Annotated in this window: 20 protein-coding genes; 3 read left to right on the plus strand and 17 right to left on the minus strand. The window is 64.6% G+C overall.

Annotated features, from left to right (window positions below):
* Positions 1–2 precede the first annotated feature (2 nt).
* The 8 genes from BMX85_RS05195 to BMX85_RS05230 all read right to left on the minus strand — a co-directional run bounded on the left by BMX85_RS05195 (position 3) and on the right by BMX85_RS05230 (position 12,639).
* Positions 3–3,167, minus strand: coding sequence for a discoidin domain-containing protein (locus BMX85_RS05195; RefSeq protein ID WP_218147300.1), 3,165 nt, complete (start codon positions 3,165–3,167; stop codon positions 3–5).
* Positions 3,164–3,994 (minus strand): carbohydrate ABC transporter permease, encoded by an 831-nt coding sequence (locus BMX85_RS05200; protein WP_090314570.1) that lies wholly within the window; start codon positions 3,992–3,994, stop codon positions 3,164–3,166. The genes BMX85_RS05195 and BMX85_RS05200 overlap by 4 nt, the downstream gene beginning before the upstream one ends.
* Positions 3,991–4,866 carry a carbohydrate ABC transporter permease gene (locus BMX85_RS05205; RefSeq protein ID WP_090314571.1) on the minus strand — a complete coding sequence of 292 codons (876 nt, stop codon included), beginning with the start codon at positions 4,864–4,866 and terminating at the stop codon, positions 3,991–3,993. The genes BMX85_RS05200 and BMX85_RS05205 overlap by 4 nt, the downstream gene beginning before the upstream one ends.
* On the minus strand, positions 4,863–6,107 hold the full coding sequence (locus tag BMX85_RS05210; protein ID WP_090314572.1) for a sugar ABC transporter substrate-binding protein: 1,245 nt from the start codon (positions 6,105–6,107) through the stop codon (positions 4,863–4,865). The genes BMX85_RS05205 and BMX85_RS05210 overlap by 4 nt, the downstream gene beginning before the upstream one ends.
* A gap of 38 nt (positions 6,108–6,145) precedes the next feature.
* The gene (locus BMX85_RS05215; RefSeq protein WP_090315247.1) at positions 6,146–7,618 is read right to left on the minus strand and encodes a glucoamylase family protein; all 1,473 of its coding nucleotides are present in this window, start codon (positions 7,616–7,618) and stop codon (positions 6,146–6,148) included.
* Positions 7,619–7,632: 14 nt separating this feature from the next.
* Positions 7,633–10,485 (minus strand): TonB-dependent receptor, encoded by a 2,853-nt coding sequence (locus BMX85_RS05220; protein WP_090314573.1) that lies wholly within the window; start codon positions 10,483–10,485, stop codon positions 7,633–7,635.
* 60 nt (positions 10,486–10,545) lie between these two features.
* The gene (locus BMX85_RS05225; RefSeq protein WP_090314574.1) at positions 10,546–11,553 is read right to left on the minus strand and encodes a LacI family DNA-binding transcriptional regulator; all 1,008 of its coding nucleotides are present in this window, start codon (positions 11,551–11,553) and stop codon (positions 10,546–10,548) included.
* A gap of 255 nt (positions 11,554–11,808) precedes the next feature.
* Complete coding sequence (locus BMX85_RS05230; protein ID WP_090314575.1) at positions 11,809–12,639, minus strand: DUF2306 domain-containing protein; 831 nt, start codon at positions 12,637–12,639, stop codon at positions 11,809–11,811.
* 199 nt (positions 12,640–12,838) lie between these two features.
* Here BMX85_RS05230 and BMX85_RS05235 point away from each other — a divergent pair, with 199 nt between their 5' ends.
* On the plus strand, positions 12,839–13,843 hold the full coding sequence (locus BMX85_RS05235) for a sensor histidine kinase (RefSeq protein WP_218147301.1): 1,005 nt from the start codon (positions 12,839–12,841) through the stop codon (positions 13,841–13,843).
* Complete coding sequence (locus tag BMX85_RS05240; RefSeq protein WP_090314577.1) at positions 13,840–14,610, plus strand: LytR/AlgR family response regulator transcription factor; 771 nt, start codon at positions 13,840–13,842, stop codon at positions 14,608–14,610. Before BMX85_RS05235 ends, BMX85_RS05240 begins: the two co-directional genes overlap by 4 nt.
* 3 nt (positions 14,611–14,613) lie before the next feature.
* On the opposite strand, the gene BMX85_RS05245 is transcribed toward BMX85_RS05240, so the two are convergent.
* From BMX85_RS05245 to BMX85_RS05260, 4 genes are read right to left on the minus strand one after another with little or no spacing between them, the layout of a single operon-like run.
* On the minus strand, positions 14,614–15,210 hold the full coding sequence (locus BMX85_RS05245; protein WP_090314578.1) for a MarC family protein: 597 nt from the start codon (positions 15,208–15,210) through the stop codon (positions 14,614–14,616).
* 53 nt (positions 15,211–15,263) lie between these two features.
* Positions 15,264–15,809, minus strand: coding sequence for a phosphoribosyltransferase (locus BMX85_RS05250; RefSeq protein ID WP_090314579.1), 546 nt, complete (start codon positions 15,807–15,809; stop codon positions 15,264–15,266).
* A gap of 12 nt (positions 15,810–15,821) precedes the next feature.
* A complete protein-coding gene (locus tag BMX85_RS05255; RefSeq protein ID WP_090315249.1) occupies positions 15,822–17,132 on the minus strand; it encodes an adenylosuccinate synthase in 1,311 nt (436 codons plus the stop codon).
* A 4-nt stretch (positions 17,133–17,136) separates the two neighbouring features.
* On the minus strand, positions 17,137–18,297 hold the full coding sequence (locus BMX85_RS05260; protein WP_090314580.1) for an ATP phosphoribosyltransferase regulatory subunit: 1,161 nt from the start codon (positions 18,295–18,297) through the stop codon (positions 17,137–17,139).
* A gap of 297 nt (positions 18,298–18,594) precedes the next feature.
* Between BMX85_RS05260 and BMX85_RS05265 the strand changes: the two genes are divergently transcribed.
* Positions 18,595–19,347: a siderophore-interacting protein gene (locus BMX85_RS05265; protein ID WP_090314581.1), complete on the plus strand. Its 753-nt coding sequence runs from the start codon at positions 18,595–18,597 to the stop codon at positions 19,345–19,347.
* Positions 19,348–19,438: 91 nt separating this feature from the next.
* Here the strand turns inward: BMX85_RS05265 and hflC are convergent, their stop codons facing one another.
* The 5 genes from hflC to der all read right to left on the minus strand — a co-directional run bounded on the left by hflC (position 19,439) and on the right by der (position 24,726).
* Positions 19,439–20,356, minus strand: a complete 918-nt coding sequence (hflC, locus tag BMX85_RS05270) for a protease modulator HflC (protein ID WP_090314582.1) — start codon at positions 20,354–20,356, stop codon at positions 19,439–19,441.
* A complete protein-coding gene (gene hflK, locus BMX85_RS05275; RefSeq protein ID WP_229210283.1) occupies positions 20,356–21,651 on the minus strand; it encodes an FtsH protease activity modulator HflK in 1,296 nt (431 codons plus the stop codon). The genes hflC and hflK overlap by 1 nt, the downstream gene beginning before the upstream one ends.
* A gap of 17 nt (positions 21,652–21,668) precedes the next feature.
* On the minus strand, positions 21,669–22,898 hold the full coding sequence (hflX, locus tag BMX85_RS05280; RefSeq protein ID WP_090314584.1) for a GTPase HflX: 1,230 nt from the start codon (positions 22,896–22,898) through the stop codon (positions 21,669–21,671).
* A gap of 42 nt (positions 22,899–22,940) precedes the next feature.
* On the minus strand, positions 22,941–23,177 hold the full coding sequence (gene hfq / locus BMX85_RS05285; protein ID WP_008450615.1) for an RNA chaperone Hfq: 237 nt from the start codon (positions 23,175–23,177) through the stop codon (positions 22,941–22,943).
* 202 nt (positions 23,178–23,379) lie between these two features.
* Positions 23,380–24,726, minus strand: coding sequence for a ribosome biogenesis GTPase Der (gene der / locus BMX85_RS05290; RefSeq protein ID WP_090314585.1), 1,347 nt, complete (start codon positions 24,724–24,726; stop codon positions 23,380–23,382).
* Positions 24,727–24,728 lie beyond the last annotated feature (2 nt).

Genomic DNA, 24,728 nt, shown 5'->3' on the forward strand with positions numbered 1-24,728 from the left:
AGTTATAACGGTGCGCCATTGATTTTCAGTACCGCCGGCAGCCTATCGATCCTGATCTGCCGGTTTTGCCACGTGACCGGCTCGCCGTTCAGCGTCGCCGCGCCGGGTGCGCTGTCCCAGGGCCAGGTGAAGACCACGCCACCGGGAGGGTTATGTTGCATGGTCTCGACATGCAAGGAGAGCGCGCCGTTGGCGGCGGCCAGCTTGTAGCTGAGCGGGCCGTAGGGCGTGCGCAGTCCGTGAAGACCGATGCCTTCCCCGCGCAACCAGTCCACCGGCACGCCTTCGGCCAGCAACAGCGCTTGATCCTCCTCCCGTTCGTACGCGAACGAATCGAGCGCCGCGCGGATGTAGTCGGACGATATCCAGCCGTGCGGCATGTCGCCGACAAAACGCGGCTGCCGCATGTCGCGCCCGACCACCTCGGCCCACTGGTTCCACTTGGCCGGACGCTGGTCCGCATAGAAGTACTCCAGCAATTGGGCCGCCCGTTCGCGCCAACCCAGGCGCACAAAGGCGCTGACATTGCGCAGTTCATAGGGCGTGTAATCCTCCCACGCCTTGCGGCCGTCGCGCCGGGCCAGGAAGAAGTCCCAATATTTATCGTAGGTCGCCTTCAGCATCGCCGGCGGCAGGAACTGCTGCTCGCCGCCGGGCGTCAGCGCAATGGTCGACGAGGTGGGATCGAAGTCGCCCAGTTCCGCCGCACCGGGGAGGTAATCGATGTTATGGACCTCTGTTGCGGCATTCAACGATGCATAGAGATCGTGCCGGAACTCGTCACGCGCCGCCGCCAGGCGTCGCTCGTCACCGGCTTTCCCAAGCGCCGCTGCGACATGAACGGCGTCCTTATAGCCGCGCATCGCCCAGAAGTCATCCCAATATGAATGCATCGGTTTTTCCGAATACCCCTCGTGACTGATGGACGCCGGCATCAAGCCATAAAACGCGCGGCGCTCCGGCGCACGGTTCGCCTCGATGCGCTCGGACTGGCGCAAGGTCTCCATGTAGCGCGCGGCGGCATCGACACGGGGCCAGGCGTCGGCCAGCGCGGCCGTGTCCCGGGTATAGCGATACAGCTCCGCCGCGAGGAAGATCAACTGTCCGTGGCTATCGTTCTCCGGCACGGGATCGGCGCCGCGGCGATCGACGCAGCATGGCACTTTGCCGTTGTCGAACTGGTACGGCGCGTACCAGCGCAGGTATTCCGCCGCGATGTCGGGCTGACCGAGTCGCAACAGGGCTTCCGACATCATCGCGCCATCGCGTATCCAGGAGCGTCGGTAGGAGCGCGTGCCGGGTTGCAGCGATGCGCCCTCGCGCGTCATTAGCATGTGCGCCAGCGACGAGCGCAATGTGTCGGCCATCTGCCGGCCGGCTGCAGGCACCTTTAGCGTTACCCGATTCAGCTTGTCGCGCCACTGTGCCGCTACCGCTTCCTGACGCTGCGCCATCCATGCGGCGGCGTTCCGGCTGGCGGGCGGAATGGCGAACGCCTCCGAACCGCCCGCCATCGGCAGCACGGCGCCGATCACAACGCTTCCATGCGGCGGCAGCACCACGTCGTAAGTCATCGCCGCCGAGGCCATACCTGTTTCGTCATGCAGGCTACGCCCGCCAACACTTGCAGGATGGGCGCCGGGCAGGAGACCGCCGTCGAACGATGACAAGGCTACGCCGGCGGGCGCTTGCAAAGGATGGATCCTGCTATCGCCGTTGACTATGATCGCCTTGCCATCCCATCGCAAATCGTGAATGGCACTAAAGCCTCCCGGCGTATTGAGGAACTGGCGTGGCGCATTGACCTGGAACGGACGCACTGCCAGTACCAGCTGCATGCGCCGCGCGGTAGCGCCCAGGTTTTTCAGCTCGTACTTCGCCAGCAGTTGCGATGACGCCGGCGTGCCGTCGGCTGCGGCGGTCACGGAGAGCGTCCAATCCGGGTGCCGCCACAGCACCGAGGGAACAGGCAGATAGCCATCGCGCAAACTCTGGCTCACCTTCACATCGGCCCAAGTTACCAGCCGGTTGCCGTCGCGGACAAACGGCTCGACCGAAAAGCCACCCTGCTTCGACTCCAGCGCGCCATCCTCGGAAATGAGCGCGCTGTGATCGCCGCCGCCATCGACGCCCACCAGTGTCCAATAAGACTGCTGGCCCGAGAAGCCACGTGGATACAGTCCCCGCCGGGCGCCGCCCGCCACGCCCTCGATAAACTGGTTCGGTGTCGCACCCCAGGCCAGATCCTTCAGATCGACTTCCTGCAGCGCATACGCCGACGACGGGCCGTCGCGCATCACCAGCCGGATGTAGCGCGCCTCGGACTCCGCCAGGCGCAACGGATCTTCTCCGCCGTTGCCAGTAACGACACGGCGCGCCGTCCGCCATTGAACGCCATCGGACGAGAGCTCGATATCGTAGCTGCTCGCGTAGCGGCGGCCCTGCCAGTGCAGCACCAAGCCGCCGAACTCGCGCTGCGCGCCAAGATCGATCGTCAGGCGCTGCGGCTCATTTTTACTCTTCCTGCCAACCCACGTCGTACCGGCATCGCCATCGACCGCCAGCGCGGCCGCTCCGCCGGCCAAGTGGGAAGTAGCCTGCGCGACCGGCTTTGGCCAGGTATCCGGGACCGGCGGCAGCGCACGAATCGTCAAGTGCTTAACGTAGACAGAGCCTTTGCCGCCGCCGCTGCCGGCGCTGACGACAAATTCGATACGGTCCGCGTGTTTGAGCACGCGATCCTTTGTCGGTCCCCACGCGAACAGCACCTGGCGCTTCTTGATGCGCACCAGTTGCCACTGTTTCGGGAAGCTGAAGTTCTGCTGTGGGAACCACCAGACGTTATCGCCGCTGGCATCTGTCATCTTGAACTCGAAATGGTTGGTCGGCGCGTCGGCGCGCACGTAGAACGAGATCTCGTAGTTTTCCGGCAGATCCAGGGGCAACGCACGGCGCACGAAAGCGTAACCACCTTTGCCGGCGAAGTCGAAATCCAGCCGAAGGCCGCCATCGGCGGCGCTGGCGGCGGACACCACGCCGTCGGAGGCCTGCGCCTGCCACGCGCCGACAGACGAAAAGTCGTCGAGCACGCGCTGCGGCTCCGCCGCGATGGCTTTCGCCATCAGCGCGGCGACCAGGCCCGCAGCCAGCATTCGCATGAGCTTCATCCTTTGACGCTCCCGACCAGCAGCCCCTGGATGTAGTACCGCTGAAGGCCGAGGAACAGCAGCAGCACTGGCAAAATGGTCAACACCGAGCCGGCCATCATCAACTCGTTATCCTGAACGTGTTCGCGCGACAGCGACGCCAGCGCCACCGGCAACGTATAGAGGTCTTTATCGGTCAGTACGATCAACGGCCACATGAAGTCGTTCCACGTCCCGAGGAAGGTAAAGATACCCAGCGTGACCAGGATGGGCGTGAGCAGCGGCAGCACGATCACGCGGAAGATGCGGAACTCGCTGGCGCCGTCCATGCGCGCCGCCTCCAGCAGCGCGTCCGGTATCGTCAACGCGTACTGCCGCACCAGGAAGATGCCGAAGATGCCCGCCATCGCAGGCACCAGCACCGCGCCGTAGGTATTGACCAGGCCCAGATACTTCAGCAACAGGAACAGCGGCAGCATCGCCACCTGGCTAGGTATCACCAGCGCGCCGAGCATGACTTTGAAGATCCGGTCGCGCCCACGGAACTGCAGCTTGGCGAAGGCGTAGCCGGCGCTTACATTAAACAGCAACGACAGCGCCGTCGCCGCGCACGACAGCAACACGCTGTTAAGCAGATATTTGCCGATGCCGGCTTGGCTGAACAACTCGCGGTAGCTATGCAGCGTCGCGGCGCTCGGCACGAACGGCAGCGGGAACGCGCTCGACTCGCCGGGCGCCATCAGCGACACGGATACCATCCATAAAAGCGGGAACAAGGTCAGCGCGCCGGCGACAAGCATCAAGCCATTGAGCGCCAGCGCGCGCGGCTTCCAGGACAAGGCGGTCATGCTTCCGCTCCTTTGGCAAAGCGCAGTTGCAGCAGCGTGACGCCGAACATGATCACGAACAGCACGAAGGCCACCGCCGATGCCGCGCCCAGGTTCCACCATTTGAAACCCTGCTCGTACATGAAATACAGCACGCTGACGGTGCTTTGCACCGGCCCACCCTGCGTCATCACATACGGCTCGGCGAACAGCTGGAAGTATCCGGACATGCTGAGGATACTCACCATCAGCATCGTCGGTCCGAGCATCGGCCAGGTGATGAAGCGGAACTGCCCCCACACGCCGGCGCCGTCGAGCCCCGCCGCTTCGTACAGATCGTCCGGAATGCTTTGCAGGCCGGCGAGGAAGATGATCATGTTGTAGCCGAAGTTCTTCCAGACCGCGAACAGGATAATCGCCGGCATCGCCCAATCGGGATCGTTCAGCCAATCCACCGGCGCTATCCCCAGTTGATCGAGGCCATGGTTGATCATGCCGTAGCGCGTATGTAGCAGGTAGCGCCAGATCACCGCCACCGCCACCAGCGACGTCACCACCGGCGCGAAGAAGGCGGTGCGGAACAGGCCCTTGAACCACGTCAGCCGGGAATTGAGCAGCAGCGCGGCGCCCAGCGAGGCGGCGATCGACAGCGGCACGCCGACCACGACGAAGTACAGCGTATTGCCCAGCGCCTGCCAGAACAGCGGCGTTTGCAGCAGTTCGGCGTAGTTGCGCAGGCCGACGAAACGCAGATTGTCCAGATTCGCCAACGCGTAAATATCGAAATCGGTAAGGCTCATCACCAGCGCGGCCAGCACCGGCAGGAAGAAGAACACGCCGATGACCAGCAGCGCGGGGCCGGCAAAGCACCACGCGGCGCGGCGCGAGTTCATCGCGCCTCCTTGCGCGCCAGCATCCAGCGGCGCTTTTCCAGGATATGGTCGGCCTTGGCGTCGAGCGCCACCACCGCCTGGTCGACCGTCAGTTCCCCGTGCGTTACGCGCTCGGCGACGAGCCGCATCTCGGTGGCGATGCGTTCCCACTCGGGCACCTTGGGCGCGGGCTTCACCCGTTCGAACTGCTGCCGGAACGCCTGGGCATAGACGTCGTTGGCAAGGCGCGGCGCGCTCCAGTTGCTGCGGCGCGGCGGCAAGTCGCCCGTCAACTCGTGGAAGCGCGCGGCCGTATCGGTTCGGGACAGGTATTCGATCAATTGCCACGCTTCGCGCGGATGTTTGGACGACGCCGACAGCACCAGGCTGGAACCGCCGGCAATCGATGCCGCCGGACCGGAAGGCCCGGGCAAGATCGCGGTCATCCAGTGCTGTTGCTGATCGGCCGGCAGGCGGCGTTTGAACTCGCCCATGTTCCACGGGCCGGAAATGTAGAAGGACACGTAGCCCATGCCGAATTCGTGATAGACGTTGGTGATGCGGTTCATCGGCGCGAGCTTCTGCGCGAACATGTCGGCGTACAGCTGCAGGCTGCGGCGGAATCCGGCACTGCGGAAATTGCCGTAACGGCCGCCGTCACGCAGCAACGGCTCGTCGTTCTGCAAGGCCAGCGCCATCAGCGGCTCGAATTCATCGCTGGGCAGCAGGATGGCGTAGTTTTCCGGCCCCACCCGGCGCTTGATGGCGTTCATCGCCTTCATCCATTCGGTCCAGGTTTGCGGCGGCTTGGCGTAACCGGCGCGGGCCAGCATATCGCGCCGGTAGAACAAGACGCGGGTGTCGACATACCATGGCGCGCCCCACAGCTTGCCGTCGACGATATTGGTATCCCAGATCCCGGGGAAATAGTCGGCCGGCGTCACCAGCGTCGAGGCGGCGACCTGCGCGTCCAACGGCAGCAGGGCGCCCAGCACGGCGAACTCCGGCACCCACGTATTCCCAAGCTGGAAAATGTCGGGCATGACGTCGCCGGCGAACGCGGTCAGCAGCTTTTCGTGCGCGGCGGTCCACGGCAGCTGCTGGACTTCGACCCGCACGCCCGGGTGGGTGCGCTCGAACTCCGGCATCAGCGCCGTGACCACCTCGCCCTCGCGCCCCATGGCCCAGAACTTGAGCACGACGCCCTCCTGCTTGCGCGGCGCGCACGATGCCAGCAGGCCGCAGGCCAGCGACAGCAACATCGCGCGCGCAACGCATCGGCGCAGAGACAACCATCGCATCATTGGGCCGGCGCCATCTCTGCCGCCGGCTTGACCTTCTCCGGCTGCCGCAACCAGCCGCCCGTGAAGCCCGCGCGTTCCAGGCCGCGCCGGATCACCGGGTGGCCGCGCATCACGCGCCAGACGAAATCGCTGCGATAGTTCTCCGTCATGGCGAGGATCGGCCCCTGGTCGATGCCCAGATAGTCGTTGTCGACCCAGCCCTTGCCCTTGATCGTGCGCCCTTGCGAGACCGGGATATCGTAGTCAAAGCTTGGATTGAACGCGTCCAGGAAGCCGTAGCGGCCATAGATCCACTCGCCGTAACGCTGTTTCATCTCCAGCACCGCCGGCACCACGATCTCCGGCGCGAACGGCAGCGACGACGCGGCGGCCGTCGGCGCCAGGGTGCAATCGTCATAGTGTTTCAGGCCACCGATCCCGCGCGCCGTATAGGTGCGGAACGGCAGCTTGATGCCGCCGTAGTCGAGGGTTTTATCCACCGGGCCGTCGCTGGCGGTGATGCCCCAGACATTGGCGCCGTAGCCTTTGCAGCGCAGCGGGTTGGCGATCGCGTAGGCCTGCTGCGCATAGGTGGCGCGGCGGCTGTTTTCGAAATAGTCGTAGCCGCGCTTGCCCATGTACTCGTCGCGGATGCCCCGGAAGTCGATCCATACGTGGCTGTACTGGTGGATGAACAGCGACGGATAGGCCAGATACTCCTGGTCGCCCTTGCCTTCCAGGCTGTCTCCGTAGGTGCTGGTCCAGGCTTTCCACGCCTCCGGCTGCACCGGATGGGTGGGCGATCCGAGCGCCAGCACGTAGACCAGCATCGCCTCGTTGTAGCCTTTCCAATCGTACGGGATGAAGCCGGACTCCGGATGCCATCCCAGCGCGATAGAAGGCTTGCGCGCCTGCGCCCAGGTCCAGTCGACCCGCTCGTAGATCTCGGCGGCCAGCTTGCGGATCTCCTTCTCGGCCGGGTCGTCGCCGTCGAAATAGGACTGGCAGAACAGCGCGCCGGCCAGGAACAGCGCCGTGTCGACGGTCGACAGCTCGACCTTGTCGTACCGCAGGCCGGTCTTCATATCGAGGAAATGATAGAAGAAGCCCTTGTAGCCGCTGGTGGAGGTGCCCTTGGCGTCGCCCTGCGGCGCATTGCGGAAGAAGCGCAAGGTGGCCAGCACGCGCTCGCGCGCCTGCTGGCGCGTGACGTAGCCGCGTTCGACACCGATCGGATACGCGGTCAGGCCGAAGCCCACCGCCGCCACGCTGGAAAACGACGGCGTCGGATGCCGGTCCGGCACCAGGCCATTGGCCGGGTTGGCGGTCTCCCAGAAAAAGTCGAAGGTGCGGCGCTGGAGATCGTCGAACATCGGCGGCAGCGCCGCATCGCGCGCCTGCGCCACCCCGGCGCCGGCGAACAAGGCGGAAACGGCGAACGCCACGCTGGCGGCGGTGTGCAGGACGCGAGGCTTGGAAAATACGGTCATGAACACGAACCTCCTTAGAACGCGTAACGCGCGCTGAACTTCAAGGTGCGCATCTGGCCGCCCATCGAGTTTGGCGTACCGAGGTTACGGTTGTCGCCACCCAGACGGTTCTGCGGATTGCCCGGACCACCGACCCAGCCATCGTAGCCGCCGTAGTTGATGCTGTTGAACAGATTGAGCACGTCGGCGCGCAGCGCCACGCGGCCGAAGCGGAACCCGACCTCCTTCGACAGTCCCACATCCACCTGGTGGAAGGCGTCGCCATCGCCCTTGGCGGACACGCATTGTGTGAAGCCGTTCGAGCAATTGGTCATGCGGTAAGGCAGGCCCGAACCCACGGTCACCTTCCCGGACAACATCAGCCCCCACGGCAGCCAGCCATCGGATACGCCTGCCACCACCAGGCGGTGGCGTTCGACGTCGGTCGACGGATTCCAGGCGTTGGCATAGCGTCCATGGGTCCAGTTGAAGATATCGCTGGTCCACTCCTTGTTGGTGGTCTCGCCACGGCTGTAGGTGTAGGTCGCGCCCAGGCTCCACGTCGAAGACTTGCTATACGGCTTATCCATCTTCAGGTACGCCGATTCGGTCTTGGCCTGCGAGATAAAGTCGCCCAATATCAGCGTGCCGTAACCGGACACGGAGCCCCAATACGGATCGATCGGGGCGGCGTCGCCCCAGCCGCCTTGGGGATCGCGATTGCCGCCGAACCAGTTGAACTGGTTGCGGCTGCGCGAATTGGTGTAACCCGCCTCGCCGTTCCAGATACCCAGCGCCTGGCGCAGACCGAAACTCCATTGATCGGTGTAAGCCATCTTGTGATCGTTTTTGATCATCCAGATCTCGCCGTTGGCCTGCGCGTTTTTCTGCGCCTCATCCAGCGCGTGGTTGGCGATGGTGCGGTCGTACGCCCTGCCCCAGCCGGCGAACAGCACCGAAGCGCGGTCCCCATTGATGTCGTATGACAGTCCAAGGCGTGGCGCGAAGGCCTTCTTGAAGGCCTTGCGGCTATTGCCGTTGCTGATATAGTCGGCGATATTGATGCCGCCCTTGGCCAAGGACTGCGCGTAGGTCTGGCCTGCGGGGGCGCCGGCCCTCGGGTCCTGCCGACCGAACAGCGCCACGCGGTCGGCCGGCGTTGCATAGCCGTCGTTCAGCATATTGTCTTCGTAGTCGTAGCGCATGCCGAGATTGAGCAGCAGTTTTTCGCTGGCCTGCCAGTCGTCCTGCAAATAGACGCCGTACTGGTTGTTCGAAAAATTCACGCCACTGGCGGGTATCGCCTCTTCGACACGGATTAAACTCGGCAGCCCCGTGACGGTGTCGATCCGCTCGATACGCTTGTCGACGGCGCGGGCGGTGCCCGACAAATCATAGGTGATGTGCTTGACCTTGATACCGGCTTTCAGCGTGTGTCCGCTCGTGCCGGTGTAGGTCAGGTCGTCCTGGAACAGCAACCCGCTTTGCTCGCGGAACTGGTTGTTCGGCGAGCCGCCGACGATGATCACGTCGACGACGTTGTTGTCCGTATTGCTCGGCGAGACCTGGTATTTGATGTAGGGCGCGTTCGCGTTCGAATGGGGGTTCCAGCTGTACTTCTCGTAACCGATGCGCGCTTCGTTGAGGAAGTTATCATTGCTCCACTCGTGCTTGAAGTCCAGCCGGTCCTCGTCGTTGCTGCGATTGAGGGAGTTCTCAGGCACGCTCAGTTTCACGTCCTCCGGGATCATGTCGGTCTCGCGCCGGATGCGCGCGGTCGCTTCCACTCGCTGGTTCTTCGCGATCTGCGCGTCCAGCTTCACCAGGAACAGATCCTCCTTGAACTTCGAAACGGCGGAACCCTGCTGCGAAAGCAGCGACGGCACGATACCGGCGTTGGGCAGCAGGTCGGTGCGCTGGGCGATCACCTGGCGCGGGCTGTCGATCTTCTTGCCCTCGTAGGCGAAGAAGAAGTGCGCGACATCCTTCTTGATCGGACCACCCAATGTCATGCCGTATTGGTCCTGCGAGGACTTGGGACGCCCGATGCCGCGCTGCTCCGACTCCTTCTGGAACGGGTCCTTGGCCGTGAGATTGGTGCCGGTGTGGTCCCAGAAGGCGTCGCCATGCAGCTCGTTGCCGCCGGATTTGGTGATGGCGGTGATCGCGGCGCTCGAGACCTGGTCGAATTCGGCCTTGTAGTTTTGCGCGATCACCTTGTACTCGGCGATCGCCGATTGCGGGAACGGATTGCCGCGACTCGTATCGAGGCCGGAGACGCCGCCGCGCAGGATGTTGTTCTTCTGGCTGACGCCATCGATGAAAACGTTGACGTTGTCCTGGTTCTGCGAGCCGGATTGCAGCTTGACGTTGCCGCTGTTGTCGACACTGAAGCGCACCCCCGGCGCCAGATCGGCGAAGGACAGGAAATTACGGGTGACCTGCGGCAGCTTCTCGATCTGCTCGCGCGAAACCGACGTGCCGACCTCGGAGCCGGCGACATCGCGGCGCGACGCCGAGCCGGTGATCACCACCTGCTGCACGCCGCTTTGCAGCGCCAGGTTGACCTGGCTGGTCTGGCCGACGCTGACGGTGACCGGCTCGGATTTCTGATCGCCGACCTTGATCTCGTAGGTGCCAGGGGCGACGCCGGTCAGCACGTAGCTGCCGTCGGCGCGCGTCACGGTGTTGTAGACGTAGCCGTTGGACTGGTTGGTGGCGGTGACCGGGTTGCCCGCCGAGGGCGCCGTACCATTGGTGACCTGGCCCTGGATGGTGGCGCTGCTCAGTTGCGCGTGCGCCGGGATGGCTGTCAACAATGCTGCGGCCAATGCTGCGGCCATTGCGGACAGGCGTAGGGACGGCGTGTGCCGTTGAGTGTTGTTCATGGTTGTCTCCTGTTTTTGTGTACTTTTTTTTGTGTGTACTACCAAGGCATGACGCTACTACTAACAGTGCTGGCCACCTCCGGTCGAAGCGCGCACCACCAGCTCGGCGGCCAGTGTCTGCGCGGTCACCGGCGTGTTCCCGGGCTGCCCGATTTGCGCATGCAGGCGCTCCAACGCCCGCACCCCCAGATCGGCGATCGGAACCCGAACGGTCGTCAATGCCGGACTGACGTACCGCGCGATACGAATATCGTCGAAGCCGGCCAGCGCGATATCGCGCGGCAGCTCCAGGCCGTGCTGGCGCAGCTCGAGCAACGCGCCGATGGCCATCATGTCGTTGGCCGCGAACAGCGCGTCCGGCCGGTCGGCCGCAACCGCCAGCGCCCGGCCGACGCGCTGTCCCGACTCCTCGGAGAAGTCGCCCTCGAACACTTGCGCCATCGCCCGCGGCGCCAGCGCGGCCAACGCCGCGTGGTAACCGCGCAGCCGCTCCTGCGCCTCGAAGTTACCGGCCGGGCCGGCGAGGAAGGCGATGCGCCCGTAGCCCTGCCCGACCAGATGCGCCACCATCGCGTAGGCGCCGCTGTAGTTGTCGAACGAGATGGACGCGTACTGCGCGCCACCGGCGGCGGTGCTCATCAAAACGATCGGCAGGTCTTCGGGCAGGTTATCGGACAGCAGCGCCGCGTCGACATGGGGCGACATCACCAGCAGCCCGTCGACGCGGCCGCGCATGGCGCGGATCGACAACGCCACTTCGTCGGCGTCGCCGTGCAGGCTCGATACCATCAGATGCAGGCCGCGGGCGCGCGCGGCGACGTCGATGCCGCGAATGATCTCGGAAAAGAACTCACCGTACAAATCCGGCAGCAGCACGCCGATGGTGTTGGTGAAGCTGGTGGTCAGGCTGCGGGCGCCGACGTGCGGCATGTAGCGCATCCGCTTGACCACCGCCAGAACGTGTTTGCGGGTGTCGTCGGTGATGCTGGCGTGGCCGTTGAGCGCGCGCGACACCGACGCCACCGACACGCCGGCCTCCTGCGCCACGTCCTTGATCGTTATCGCCATTCTTGCTGCTTTCAGGAAATGTAACCGGTTACATTCGCATCAAAAAAATATAACCGATCACTTTTATGAAATGTAACCGGTTACATTGGTGTTTTGAAAAGTCTACTCGCGTTCGCCGCGCACTGTAAAGACTTTTTTATAACTTTCGCCCCCCGCGCGCATCGCTCGCATGGCCGGCGGCGGCGGCGCGGCGCCGGCCCGACCGTGTTCGATTTCAGCGGCCGATACCTGGAGCCGGCACGGCGCGCATTGCGATTACATGCGTGGCCACCACATGCCCATCGTCGCCACCGCGATGCCGAGCGCCATCGCCACCGTCAGCACCGCAAGCAGCAAGGCGGTGGCGCAGCGCGCCGCCACCCCGCCGCAGCGCAGGTACAGTTCGAGCACCGCCAGCGGCAGCAAATACTGGGCGAACGACAGAAAGCTCAGAAAAGGTCCGGTGAAGGTGTCGATATCGAAGCCGGCCGGGCCGCCGTTGACCGCGAGCCAGAACATCAGGCCCACGCGGAAGAACCACACGCCGCTCACGCACAGGAACAGGCGCAGCGCCCAGCGCCGGTGCGCGCTGAAGTCGCGCGCGAGCGCGCGCCGCACCGTCATGGCTGCGCAGGCGACGACCAGCACCGCGTTCAAACTTGTGCCGAGGTGCTGCACCGTGTCGCCGACGGCGCCCCGGAACCACAGCATGTACAAGCCGCTCAGCGCCGCCACGACTGCGCCGGCGAGGTAGACCCGCCCGTTCCAGCGATGGAACGACGGCGCCCGCGCACGCAGTTGGGGTATCAGCTGCAGCGTGCCGCCAACCATGATCACCGCCGCCAGCAGCAGGTGCGCGGCGGTGACGATATTGCCCGCCAGGTCAGCGCGCACGAAGCCGTGCGACATGACCTTGTTCCAGCCGTTCCAATCGCCGCCAGCGGCCGCGCCGCCGTACAGCAAGACGATGTACGCGGCGAATACCAGCTGCCCGACGACCGTGGCGACGAACCAGAAGCGCGCGGCGGCGCTCAGCGCGAGCGCCGCCCGGGCCTCGGCCGTGCGCCTGCGCGATGGCGCGGAATCGATGGAAAGTGCGGATGTCATGGTTTGCTCCCGGGCTGTTAGGTAGCCACCACGATAGCTACCCTGCGGCCGCCGTCCGACGCGCGGGCGCGAACGATGCGACCAACGGCGGTTTTTAGGGCTTGAACGACGAGCGGCGAGCGGTTATCGTTAGGCGATGACGCCGAACGCTCCCCTTCCCCGCCCAGCCAGGTTCTTGCCGACCGCGCGGCAGACGCTCGTGGTCGCCGTGTTCACGTTGTTGCTGTCGTGGCTGTTGCACAAGATGAGCCGCACGCCATATCCCACCGTGTTCGGCCATATCGGATTTATCGGCGCGGTGCTGTTGTTCGCGTATTCGGCGGCGGACCGGCTGCGCCCGCGCTGGCTCGCCACCGGCAAGGCGCGCGTGATGGCGGTGGTGCTGGCCGCGCCGCTGGCGGCGCTGCTGACCGCGATCGGCGCGCAAGGCCGCCACTTCATCACCTACCTGAGCGATGTTCAGACGCTGTCCGGCTACGTCATGATGGTGGTGCTGGGGGTTGTCTTCGGTGTGCCCTTCTCGCTGCTGGCGATGCGCGCCGAACGCAGGGAGCGCGAGCGGGCCGACCGCTTGCAGATCGAACTCGAGAAGAACAGGCTCGAACGCGAACTGGTCGATACTCGTCTGCGGCTGTTGCAGGCGCAGATCGAGCCGCACTTCCTGTTCAACACGCTGGCCAACGTCGAGGCGCTGGTGGCCGCCGGCTCTGCCACCGCGGGGCCGGTGCTGCGCCACCTGATCGCCTACTTGCGCGCGGCCATGCCGCGCCTGGGCGACGCCGACGCCACCCTGGGCAGCGAGCTTCAACTGGTGCGCGCCTATCTGGAGCTGATGCACATGCGGATGCCGGACCGGCTGCGGTTTTCCGTCGCCGGCTTGCCTGGGTTGGAGCCGATGCGCTTTCCCGCGATGGCCTTATTGACCTTGGTGGAAAACGCGGTCCGCCATGGCATCGACCCATCTCCTTGCGGCGGCCATATCGACGTCGGCGGAGACTACGACGCCGCCAGCGGCCACGTGATGCTGTGGGTCGCCGACAGCGGCGTCGGCATGTCGGAGACGGCGCAACCGGGCACCGGCCTGTCCAATTTGCGCAGCCGCCTGCATGGCTTCTACGGCGCCGGTGCGCGCGTCGACCTGCACGAGCAGACGCCGCACGGCATGCGCGTCGAACTGCATTTTCAGCCCGGAGAAAAAAAGTGAATCAACCAACCGCATTGATCGCCGACGACGAGCCGCTGCTGCGCGAGCGGCTGCGCAGCCACCTCGCCACCTTGTGGCCCGAGCTGCGCGTGCTGGACGACGCCCGCAACGGCGGCGAGGCGGTCGAACTGTTCGAACTGCATAAGCCGCAGGTGGTTTTTTTGGACATCCACATGCCGGGCATGAGCGGCATCGAGGCGGCGCGCGCGCTGGGCCGGCGTGCGCACCTGGTGTTCGTCACCGCGTACGAGCAGTACGCATTGCAAGCCTTCGAGCACGGCGCGGTCGATTATCTGGTCAAGCCGATCGATCCGGCGCGGCTGGCGGACACCGTGCAGCGCCTGCGCCGGCAGCTGGACGGTCCGCTGCCGGGTGGCGCGGCGCTGGATGCGATGCTGGACCAGTTGGCCGGGCGGCTCGGCCAGCGCGTCGAGGCGCGGCGCTGGCTGCAATGGATCAAGGCGTCGGTGGGGACGAGCGTGAGGCTGATTCCGGTCGAGCAGGTTTGCTATATGAAGGCCGAGGAAAAATACACGCTGGTGGTGTGGGAGGAAGGCGAGGCGCTGATCCGCAAGAGCATCCGCGAGCTGGCCGAGCAGCTCGATCCGGAGCGCTTCGCGCAAACGCACCGCTCGGTGATCGTCAACCTGGCGCACGTGGCGGAAGTGGTCCGGGGTGTCAACGAGACGGCGGAACTGAAGCTGCGCGGACGTGGCGAAGTGCTGCCGGTCAGCCGCAGCTACCTGCACCACTTCCGGCAGATGTAGCATTTACAGGGTCTTGACGAATTCCCGGATACCGCTCAACAGCATCTCGACCGACATCGCCGTCAGGATCAGGCCCATCAGGCGTTCGAACGCCGTCATCACCTGCGGTCCGAGCACCTTCTGCAGCCGCTCGGCGCTGAGGAACACCAGCAGCCACACCACCGCCACCGCCGCCAGCGCGGCCACGTGCACCATCACCTCGCCGGTGCTCTCGCTGGAGAACAGCAGCACGGTCGCCAGCGCCGACGGACCGGCCAGCGCGGGGATCGCCAGCGGCACGATGAACGGTTCGCCGCCATCGGTGCGGCCCAACACGCCGTCCGGGTGCGGGAAGATCATGCGGATCGAAATCAGCAGCAGGATCACCGCGCCGCCGATGCGCAGCGCCACTTCCGACAAGTGCAGCGCCGCGAGGAAATGACGGCCGAAGAACATGAAGATCAACAGCAGCACGAACGCGATCGCGCATTCGCGGATCACGATGCGCGAGCGGCGCGCCGGCGGCACCGGATTGAGCACGCTGGCGAACAGCGGCACGTTGCCGAAAGGGTCGGTCACGAGAACCAGCAAAATGAAGGTCTGGAAGAAGTCTTGGGTCATGTGTTTTTTTTATTGAATAAAAAAGGGAGCCGAAGCTCCCTTGGTCGAACAGCTTACTTCGCCGATTCGCCTTTTTTGATCCATGCCGCCAGCTGATGCGGACGCAGACCGTCGTAGTCCTCGAACGGCTGGTGGATCCAAGGATTGTGCGGCAGTTCCTCCATCTGGTAGTCCGGCTTGAAGGCCGAGCTGCCCTTGGTCCAGATCACGGCCGATTTCACATCGGTGACGCCTTCGAAGTTGTCCTTCAAATGCTTCATCACCTTGATCAGGGTCACGCCGGAATCGGCCAGGTCGTCGACCAGCAGGATCTTGCCGGACAGCGGGCCCTTGGTCATCGTCATGTACTTGGCGATGTCCAGGTCACCGCGCACGGTGCCCGCTTCTTCGCGGTAGCTGCTGGTCGACAGGATCGCCAGCGGCACGTCGAAGATGCGCGAGAAGACGTCGCCCGGACGCACGCCGCCGCGCGCCAGGCACAGCACCATGTCGAACTTCCAGCCCGATTCATGGACCTTCAGCGCCAGGCGCTCGATCAGGCGGTGGTACTCGTCCCAGGATACCCACAGGTGTTTTTCGTTCGATTGCGGATCGCTCATATTGACTCCCTGTTATTCGAACGGATGACGCAGGACGATCGTCTCTTCACGATCCGGACCGGTCGATACCATGTCGACCGGCACGCCGACCAACTCTTCGATACGTTTAATGTAGGCGCGGGCGGTGGCCGGCAGCGCCGCCAGCGACTTCGCGCCGACGGTGCTTTCGGTCCAACCCGGCATTTCTTCGTACACCGGCACGCAGCGCGCGGCTTCCTCGGCGCCCGACGGGAAGATGTCGACCGCCACGCCGTCGATGGTGTAGCCGGTGCACAGCTTGAGCGACTCCAGGCCGTCCAGTACATCGAGCTTGGTCAGGCACATGCCGGTCACGCCGTTGATCTGGACCGAGCGGCGCAGCAGCGCGGCGTCGAACCAGCCGCAGCGACGTGCGCGGCCCGTGACGGTGCCGAACTCGTGGCCCACTTGCGCCAGGTGGTGGCCGACGCCGGCATCGGTCGGCAGCTCCGAAGGGAACGGGCCGGAACCGACGCGGGTGGTGTAGGCCTTGGTGATGCCCATGATGTAGTGCAGCATGTTCGGACCGACGCCGGCGCCGGCGGCGGCGTTGCCGGCCACGCAGTTCGACGAGGTGACGAACGGATAGGTGCCGTGGTCGACGTCCAGCAGCGAGCCTTGCGCGCCTTCGAACAGCAGGTTGGCGCCGGCCTTGTGCGCGGCGTACAGCGCGCTCGAAACGTCGGTCACCATCGGGCGCAGGCGCGGCACGTAGGCCAGCGCGTCGTCCAGGGTTTTCTGGTATTCGATGCGCGGGGCCTTGAGGTAGTGCTCCAGCACGAAGTTGTGGTAGTCGAGGTTCTCGGCCAGCTTTTCGGCGAAGCGCTTTTCGTTCAGCAGGTCGGCGACGCGGATGGCGCGGCGCGCCACCTTGTCTTCGTAGGCCGGGCCGATGCCCTTGCCGGTGGTGCCGATCTTCGCTTCGCCGCGGGCGGCTTCACGGGCCAGGTCCAGCGCGGCGTGGTAAGGCAGGATCACCGGCGCGGCGTCCGACACCTTCAGGCGCGAGGCGACTTCGACGCCGACTTTTTCCAGCTTGTCGATTTCGCGCAGCACGTCCGGCACCGACACCACCACACCGTTACCGATGTAGCAGGCCACGCCCGGACGCATGATGCCCGACGGGATCAGCTGCAGCGCGGTCTTGACGCCGCCGATGACCAGCGTATGGCCGGCGTTGTGGCCGCCCTGGAAGCGGACCACACCTTGTGCATGATCGGTCAACCAGTCGACGATCTTGCCCTTGCCCTCATCGCCCCACTGGGTACCGATGACGACGACGTTCTTTGCGTTTTTCTTTGACATCACACTAACCTAAGTTTTTAAGAATCCAGTTGCTACCACTATCGTCGAGTACCAGAGCGCGGTCGCACTCGAACTCGTCCAGCTCGTTGCTGTGACCCGGCATACTTTGGATCACCACTTCGCCGGACTTGCGCAGCTCGGCGATTTTTTCCCTCAATTCAGGCGCGTTGCCCCACGGAGCGCGGATCGAATGCTTGCGTTCCGCGGTCGGCAACAGGCGCGCCAGCTCGCGCAGGTCGAGCGAGAAGCCGGTGGCGGGACGCGCCCGGCCAAAAGCTTCGCCTACGTGATCGTAACGGCCGCCGCGCGCCACCGCGTTCGGCAAGCCTGGCACATACAGGGCGAACATCGCGCCCCGTTCGTACTGGTAGCCGCGCAGGTCGGCCAAGTCGATCGCCACCTCGGCGCGGCCCAGCGCGGACGCGGCCAGCGCGGCCAGTTCGGCCAGCGCCTTGGCGATGCCCGGCAGTTCCGGCAGCGTCTCGCGCGCCTTCTTCAATACGCCGACGTCGCCGTACAGGTTCGGCAGCGCCAGCAACGCTGCACGCACCGGCGGCGCGTAGTTGGCGGAAATCGCCTGCAGGCCCGGCACGTCCTTGGAGCGCAGCAGCAGATACAACGCCGCTTCGTCCTTGACGGCGGCGGCGTCGCCTTCGATGATCGCCAGCAGCACGCCGACATGGGTCAGGTCCAGCCGCACCTCGTTGAACCCGGCCAGCGCCAAGGAAGCGAGCGACAGCTCCAAGATCTCGGCGTCGGCCTCCAGGCCGGCGTGGCCGTACATCTCGGCGCCGATCTGCAGCGGTTCGCGGGTGGTGTGCAGGCCCGAAGGACGGGTGTGCAGCACGCTGCCGGCGTAGCACAGGCGGGTGACCGAATCGCGGTTCAGCAGGTGGGCGTCGATGCGCGCCACTTGCGTGGTCATGTCGGCGCGGATGCCGAGCATGCGGCCGGAGATCTGGTCGACCAGCTTGAAGGTGCGCAGATCGGTGTCCTCGCCGGCGCCGGCCAGCAGCGACTCGACGTATTCGAGCAGCGGCGGCATGACCAGTTCATAACCGTAGAGACGGAAATTATCCAGCATCAGACGACGCAACTCTTCGATCTTGCGGGCTTCCGACGGCAAAACGTCGGCGATGTTCTCGGGCAAAAGCCAATTCGGCATGGGAAACTGGATACGGAAAAATTAAAAAACGAATAATGCGGCGAACGTGGCGCTGCCATAAAAGCGGCGGGCCGAACCTGATATTTTACGCGAAATGGCGGACCGGCGGGAAAAAATCGCCGCCCGCCGCGGGGCCGGGAGCCGCCGAAGCGGGCCACGGGCGCGCCGGCGAGCCGATCGCGCCGGCGTCCCGCCCCACAATAAATCGGGCGCCTGATACGTCTACCTGCTATCGATACGCTATCCGCGCCGGACGCCGATAGCACCGATCCCTGACCACGACCCGGAGCCTCCCCAATGAACGACCTCGCCATCCCTCCCCTGAAAAAACGCGCCGGCCTGCTGGAATCGGCGCTGCTCAAGATGTTCACCCGCCGCGCGCGGGTGCTGGACATCGAGGATATCGGCGACGCCTTCCGCATCGTCACACTGGGCGGCGAGGCGCTGCGCGATGCCGGCTGGACGCCCGGAGACAAGATCCAGGTCCAGCTGGGCGGCTGGACCCGGCGCACTTATACGCCGATGGGCTGGGACGCCGTGGGCGGCCGCACCCGCATCCTGGTCTACCTGCACGCCGGGGGGCCGGGCGCCCGGTGGGCGGGCGCGCTGCGCCCGGGCGACGACTGCGTTGTCTTCGGCCCGCGCAGGTCGGTGCGGCTGTTACAGCCGGTACGGCCGCAATCGACCGTCATCGTGGTCGGCGACGAGACGTCACTGGGCCTGGCGGCGGCGCTGGCCGATCAGATGGCCGCGCCGGCCGTCCTTGGCCTGTTCGAAGTCTGGCGGGCCGCCGATGCGGCGCCGGTGATCGAACGGCTGCAGATGCAAGGCGCCGCGCTGTGCCCGCGCCTCGAGAACGACGGCCATGTCGCCGGGATGGAAGCGCGCCTGGCGGACCTGCTGCGGGCGCACCCGGAGGCGGACGTCGTCCTGACGGGCCGCGCCGGCGCCATTCAACGCATGGGCAAGCTGCTGAAGCGGGAGAACCTGGCCGCCGGACGGCGCCAGAGCAAGGCGTATTGGGCGCCCGGCAAGACCGGTCTCGATTGAACGATCCAACCCGCCGAGCGAAGCGGCCGCGCAGGTAAAAAGGGGCGGATACCAGTCCGGTATCCGCCCCTCCATTTTTGCCGCCGCCGGCTTACTTCTTCGGCGCGGCCGGCGCCGACGGCGCGCCGCCGGTGCCCGAGCTCTTGAAGTACTTGAAGTAGTCCGAGCTCGAATCCATCACCATCACGTCGCCGTGGTTCTTGAAGGTGGCGCGATAGGCTTCCAGGCTGCGATAGAACTTGTAGAACTCCGGATTGCGGCCGAACGCCTCGGCGTAGATGGCCGACGCCTTGGCGTCGCCCTCGCCGCGCATGGTTTCCGCTTCGCGATAGGCTTCGGCCAGGATCACGGCGCGCTGGCGGTCGGCGTCGGCGCGGATCTTCTCCGATTCGGCCGAACCGGTCGAACGCAGCTCGTTGGCCACGCGCAGGCGCTCGGCCTTCATGCGGTCGTACACCGAGTTGTTGATCTGCTCGACGTATTCGACGCGCTTGAGGCGCACGTCGATGATCTCGACGCCGATCTGCGCCGCTTCCTGGACCACCTTGGTGCGGATCGCCTCCATCACCTTGCCGCGTTTGCCCGAAATGACTTCGCTAACGGTGTGCTTGGTGATTTCCTCGTTCAGCGCGGCCTTGACGATGACCGACATGCGGTCGCGCGCGCGGGTCTCGTCGCCGCCGAAGGTGACGTAGTACAGCTTGGCCTGGCCTTCGTTGCGGCCGATGCGCCACTTGACGAAGCTGTCGACCAGGATGTTCATCTTCTCGGCGGTGATGAAGCGCTCGGCGTCGGCCGACTCGATGGTCAGGATGCGGTTATCCAGGTACAGCACATTCTGGAACGGCGGCGGCAGTTTGAAATGCAGCCCCGGCTCGCGAATGACTTCCTTGATCTGGCCCAGCGCGAAGACGATCGCGTACTTGCGCTGGTCGACCACGAACACCATCGACGACAGCAACAGCAGCACGACGAAAACAGCAATGAGGGAACTAGCTATGCGATTCATTAACGACCCTCCCGGTCACGTCCGGACTCTCGCGAGCGCGAATCGCGCTGGCGGGTTACTTCAACCGATGGCATGACCTCCGACGGCAAGGTGGCCACCGGTGGCGGCGAAGCCTGCGCCGCCCTGGCCTGGGCCGCGGTCGCGTCGGTCGCCGCCGCCTGGGCGATCAGCTTGTCCAACGGCAGATACAGCAGGTTGCTGCCGCTCTTGGCGTCGACCATCACCTTGCTGGCGCTCGAATAAATCTGCTGCATGGTTTCCAGATACATGCGGTCGCGCGTCACGCCCGGCGCCTTCTGGTACTCGGTCAGCACCTGCTTGAAGCGCGAGGCGTTACCGGTGGCGTTCTCGGTGACCATCGAGCGATAGGCTTCGGCCTCCTGCAGCAGGCGCGAAGCGTAGCCGCGCGCCTTTGGAATGACGTCGTTGGCGTAGGCCTGGCCTTCGTTCTTCTGGCGCTCCAGATCCTGTCCGGCCTTGACGGCGTCGTCGAAGGCGACTTGCACCTGCTCCGGCGGTTGCACCGCCTGCAGCGTCACGTTCGAAATGAGCACGCCCGAGGCGTAGCGGTCGAGAATCAGCTGCATCAGCTGCTGCGTCTCGTAGGCCACCTTGTCGCGGCCTTCGTACAGCACGTAGTCCATCTTGTTCTTGCCGACGATTTCGCGGATCGAGGTCTCGGCCACCTGGCGTACGGTGTCCTCCTCGTCGCGGTTGTTCATCAGCCAGGCCACCGGGTCCTTCAGCTTGAATTGCACGGCGAACTGCATGTCGATGATGTTTTCGTCGTCGGTCAGCATCAGCGATTCGCGCGCCTGCTTGTTCTTGACGTTGCCGCGGTAGCCGATTTCGACCATCCGCATCTGCGATACCTTGACCGTCTCGTCGCTCTGGAACGGATACGGCCAGCGCCAGTTGAAACCGGAACCGGTGGTGTGGCTCACTTTACCGAAGGTGTAGACGATACCGGTCTGGCCCTCCTGCACGATGAACGAACCGCTGGCGAGCCAGATCAGCGCCGCGACGACGCCGATGGCGCCGGCCGTGGCGCGCATGCCGGCCATGTCGGGACGCGGCGCGCCGGGACCGGCCGGGCCGCCGTTGTTCGGGCCCTCGGGACCCTTCTTCTGGCCGAAGAAGCTATTGAGGCGCTGATTGAAATCGCGCCACAGCTGCTCCATGTCGGGAGGGCCTTCGCCGGGCTTTTTGCCTTCGTTCGCTTGCGGCTCGCCGTCCTTCTTGTCCGAGCCCCAGCGGGGATCGTTCAGCGACGGCTTGAGGCCAAGACGTTTCATAATTGAGGAGACACGCATCAGTGTGATCCAACGTGATTAGGGGTGGGACTGCTATCTGCTTCCGAATCGGAGGCCGGGTCGGCGCCGCCGTCGGCTGCCTCGTCGTCGTCCGCTTGATCCGCTTGTTCGAATTCTTCCATGTCGCCAGTCGGGTAGGCCTGGTTCAGCCTTGCGCCGGGCGCCGCCTTGGCCCATTCGACCACCGCTTCGCGCAGCAGATCGACGCCCTGGCCGGTGCGCGCGCTGAGGAAAACGCGGGAAATTTTAGCATATTCATCCCTTTCCACAGACGGCTCCAGGCCGGCCGCGTCGATCTTGTTCCACACCAGAATCTGCGGAATATGATCGGCGCCGATCTCCTTGAGCACCAGGTTGACCTGCTCGATCTGCTCCATGCGCACCGGCGACGAGGCGTCGACGACGTGCAGCAGCAAATCGGCGTGGATGGTCTCTTCCAGCGTGGCGCGGAACGCCGCCACCAGCTGGTGCGGCAGCTCGCGCACGAAACCGACGGTGTCCGAGAACACCACGTTGCCCACTTCCTGCCCCATGTAGACGCGGCGCGAGGTCGTGTCCAACGTGGCGAACAACTGGTCGGCGACGTAGACGCCGGCCTTGGTCACCGCGTTGAACAAGGTCGATTTGCCGGCGTTGGTATAGCCGACCAGCGACACCGAGAACGTCTGGCTGCGTCCACGCGAACGGCGCTGCGTCTCGTGCTGCTTGCGCAGCTTGCCGAGGCGCGCGCGCAGGGCCTTGACCCGCTCGCCGATCAGCCGGCGGTCGGTTTCAAGCTGCGTCTCGCCCGGACCGCGCAAGCCGATACCGCCCTTTTGCCGTTCCAGGTGGGTCCAGCCGCGGATCAGGCGCGTGGCCAGATGCTGCAGCTGCGCCAGTTCCACCTGCAGCTTGCCCTCGTGGGAGGCGGCGCGCTGGGCGAAAATGTCGAGGATCAGGCTGGTACGGTCGAGCACCCGGATCTGCAGGCGCTTTTCCAGGTTGCGTTGCTGGGCCGGCGACAGCGCGTGGTTGAAGATGACGATTTCGATGGCGTGGTCGAGCACGGCCAGACCGATCTCGTCGGCCTTGCCGCTACCGACGAAATACGCCGCGTCAGGGGATGAACGCTTTGCCGTGATCGTCGTGACAGGCTCCGCGCCTGCTGAACGGGCCAGCAGTTGCAGTTCCTCGACGCTGGCGGCAAAGTCGCCCTGACCGAAATCGATACCGACTAGAGCTGCGCGCATAAGACGGTCAGGCAAGTTGGGAAGAAGCCGAGATGCAAGCGCTTATTCCGCTTCGGATTCAATGTTGAGATTGACGGCGCGGGCCGGCACTACCGTGGAGATGGCGTGTTTGTAGACCATCTGGGTCACGGTGTTGCGCAGCAGTACGACGTACTGATCGAACGATTCAATGTGGCCCTGCAGCTTGATGCCGTTGACCAGATAGATCGAGACAGGAACATGCTCTTTGCGCAAGGCATTGAGGAATGGGTCTTGTAACAGTTGCCCTTTGTTGCTCATAACAGCTCCATTTTATGTTGTTGTGTTGGAATTGGAGGCGAAACGCTTAATTTCAAGTACGTGGCCCAGCGAAAGTCAAATGATTTCCGCTGAAACACCGCTCGCCACGCCGGGAATGGTGCTTCTAAGCCACTGTAACCTGTTTTGACAATTTTTGCAGGGGAGTCCCGTACAAAAGAGCCAAAATTCTCTTATTTTTTTCTTATTTGGCGGGCGTCTTCGAGAACGGGTTTTTACCGGTGCGCAGCTCGATGCGCAACGGCGTGCCGACCAGCTGGAACGTGTCGCGGAAATGTTTTTCCAGATAACGCTTGTACGGCTCGCCGACGGCGTCCAGGGCGTTGCCGTGGATAACGATCACCGGCGGATTCATGCCGCCCTGGTGCGCATAGCGCAGCTTCGGACGGATCGACCCCTTGCGGCGCGGCTCCTGCTTTTCCACCGCCTCGATCAGCGCGCGCGTCAGCTTCGGCGTCGACAGGTTGGCCGTGGCGGCGGCGTAGGCCGCGTCGACCGACTTCATCAGCGGGCCGATGCCCTGCGATTTCAACGCCGAGATGAAGTGCATCTTGGCGAACGACAGGAAGTCGAGCTTGCGGTCGATATCGATCTTGATCTCGTCGCGCTCGTCGGTGCGCAAGCCGTCCCACTTGTTGACGGCGATCACCAGCGCGCGGCCCGTCTCGAGCACGAAGCCGGCGATGTGGGCGTCCTGCTCGGAGATGTCCTGCTGGGCGTCGAGCATCAGCACGACCACGTTGGCCTCCGAGATCGACTGCAGCGTTTTGACCACCGAGAATTTCTCGATCGCCTCGAACACCTTGCCGCGGCGGCGGATGCCGGCCGTGTCGATCAGGGTGTACTGCTTGCCTTCGCGCTCGAACGGAATCTCGATCGAATCGCGGGTGGTGCCTGGCATGTCGAAAGCGATGACGCGCTCTTCGCCGACCAGCGTGTTGATCAGGGTCGACTTGCCCACGTTCGGGCGGCCCACCAGCGCGATCTTGATGCCGTGGTCGGCGCGCCCCAGTTCCTCGGGGTCGTCCGGACGCTGGGCGAAGGCCAGGTCGAGCGCCTCCTCCACCAGGTCGGCGACGCCGTCGCCGTGGGCCGACGAGATCGAGTACGGCTCGCCCAGTCCCAGCTCGTAGAACTCGGCGACGACGGCGGTGTAGCGCATGCCCTCGGACTTGTTCACGACCAGCATGACCGGACGGCCGCTTTTACGCAGGAAGTCGGTGATGGTTTTGTCATGCGGCGTCAGGCCCTGGCGGCCGTCGACCAGGAAGACGACCAGGTCGGCTTCGGCCACGGCCTGCTTGGTCTGCTTGGCCATCTGATGCATGATGCCTTCCTTGGCGACCGGCTCGAAGCCGCCCGTGTCGATGACGAGGAAGGGACGTTCGCCGACACGGCCCTCGCCATAGTGACGATCCCGCGTCAACCCAGGCAAGTCCGCCACCAGCGCATCGCGCGAGCGGGTCAGACGATTAAACAAGGTCGATTTCCCTACATTGGGTCGACCCACTAGTGCGATTACCGGCTTCATTG

Origin of the sequence: Duganella sp. CF517, assembly GCF_900110275.1 — a bacterium.
Lineage (GTDB): Bacteria > Pseudomonadota > Gammaproteobacteria > Burkholderiales > Burkholderiaceae_D > Rugamonas.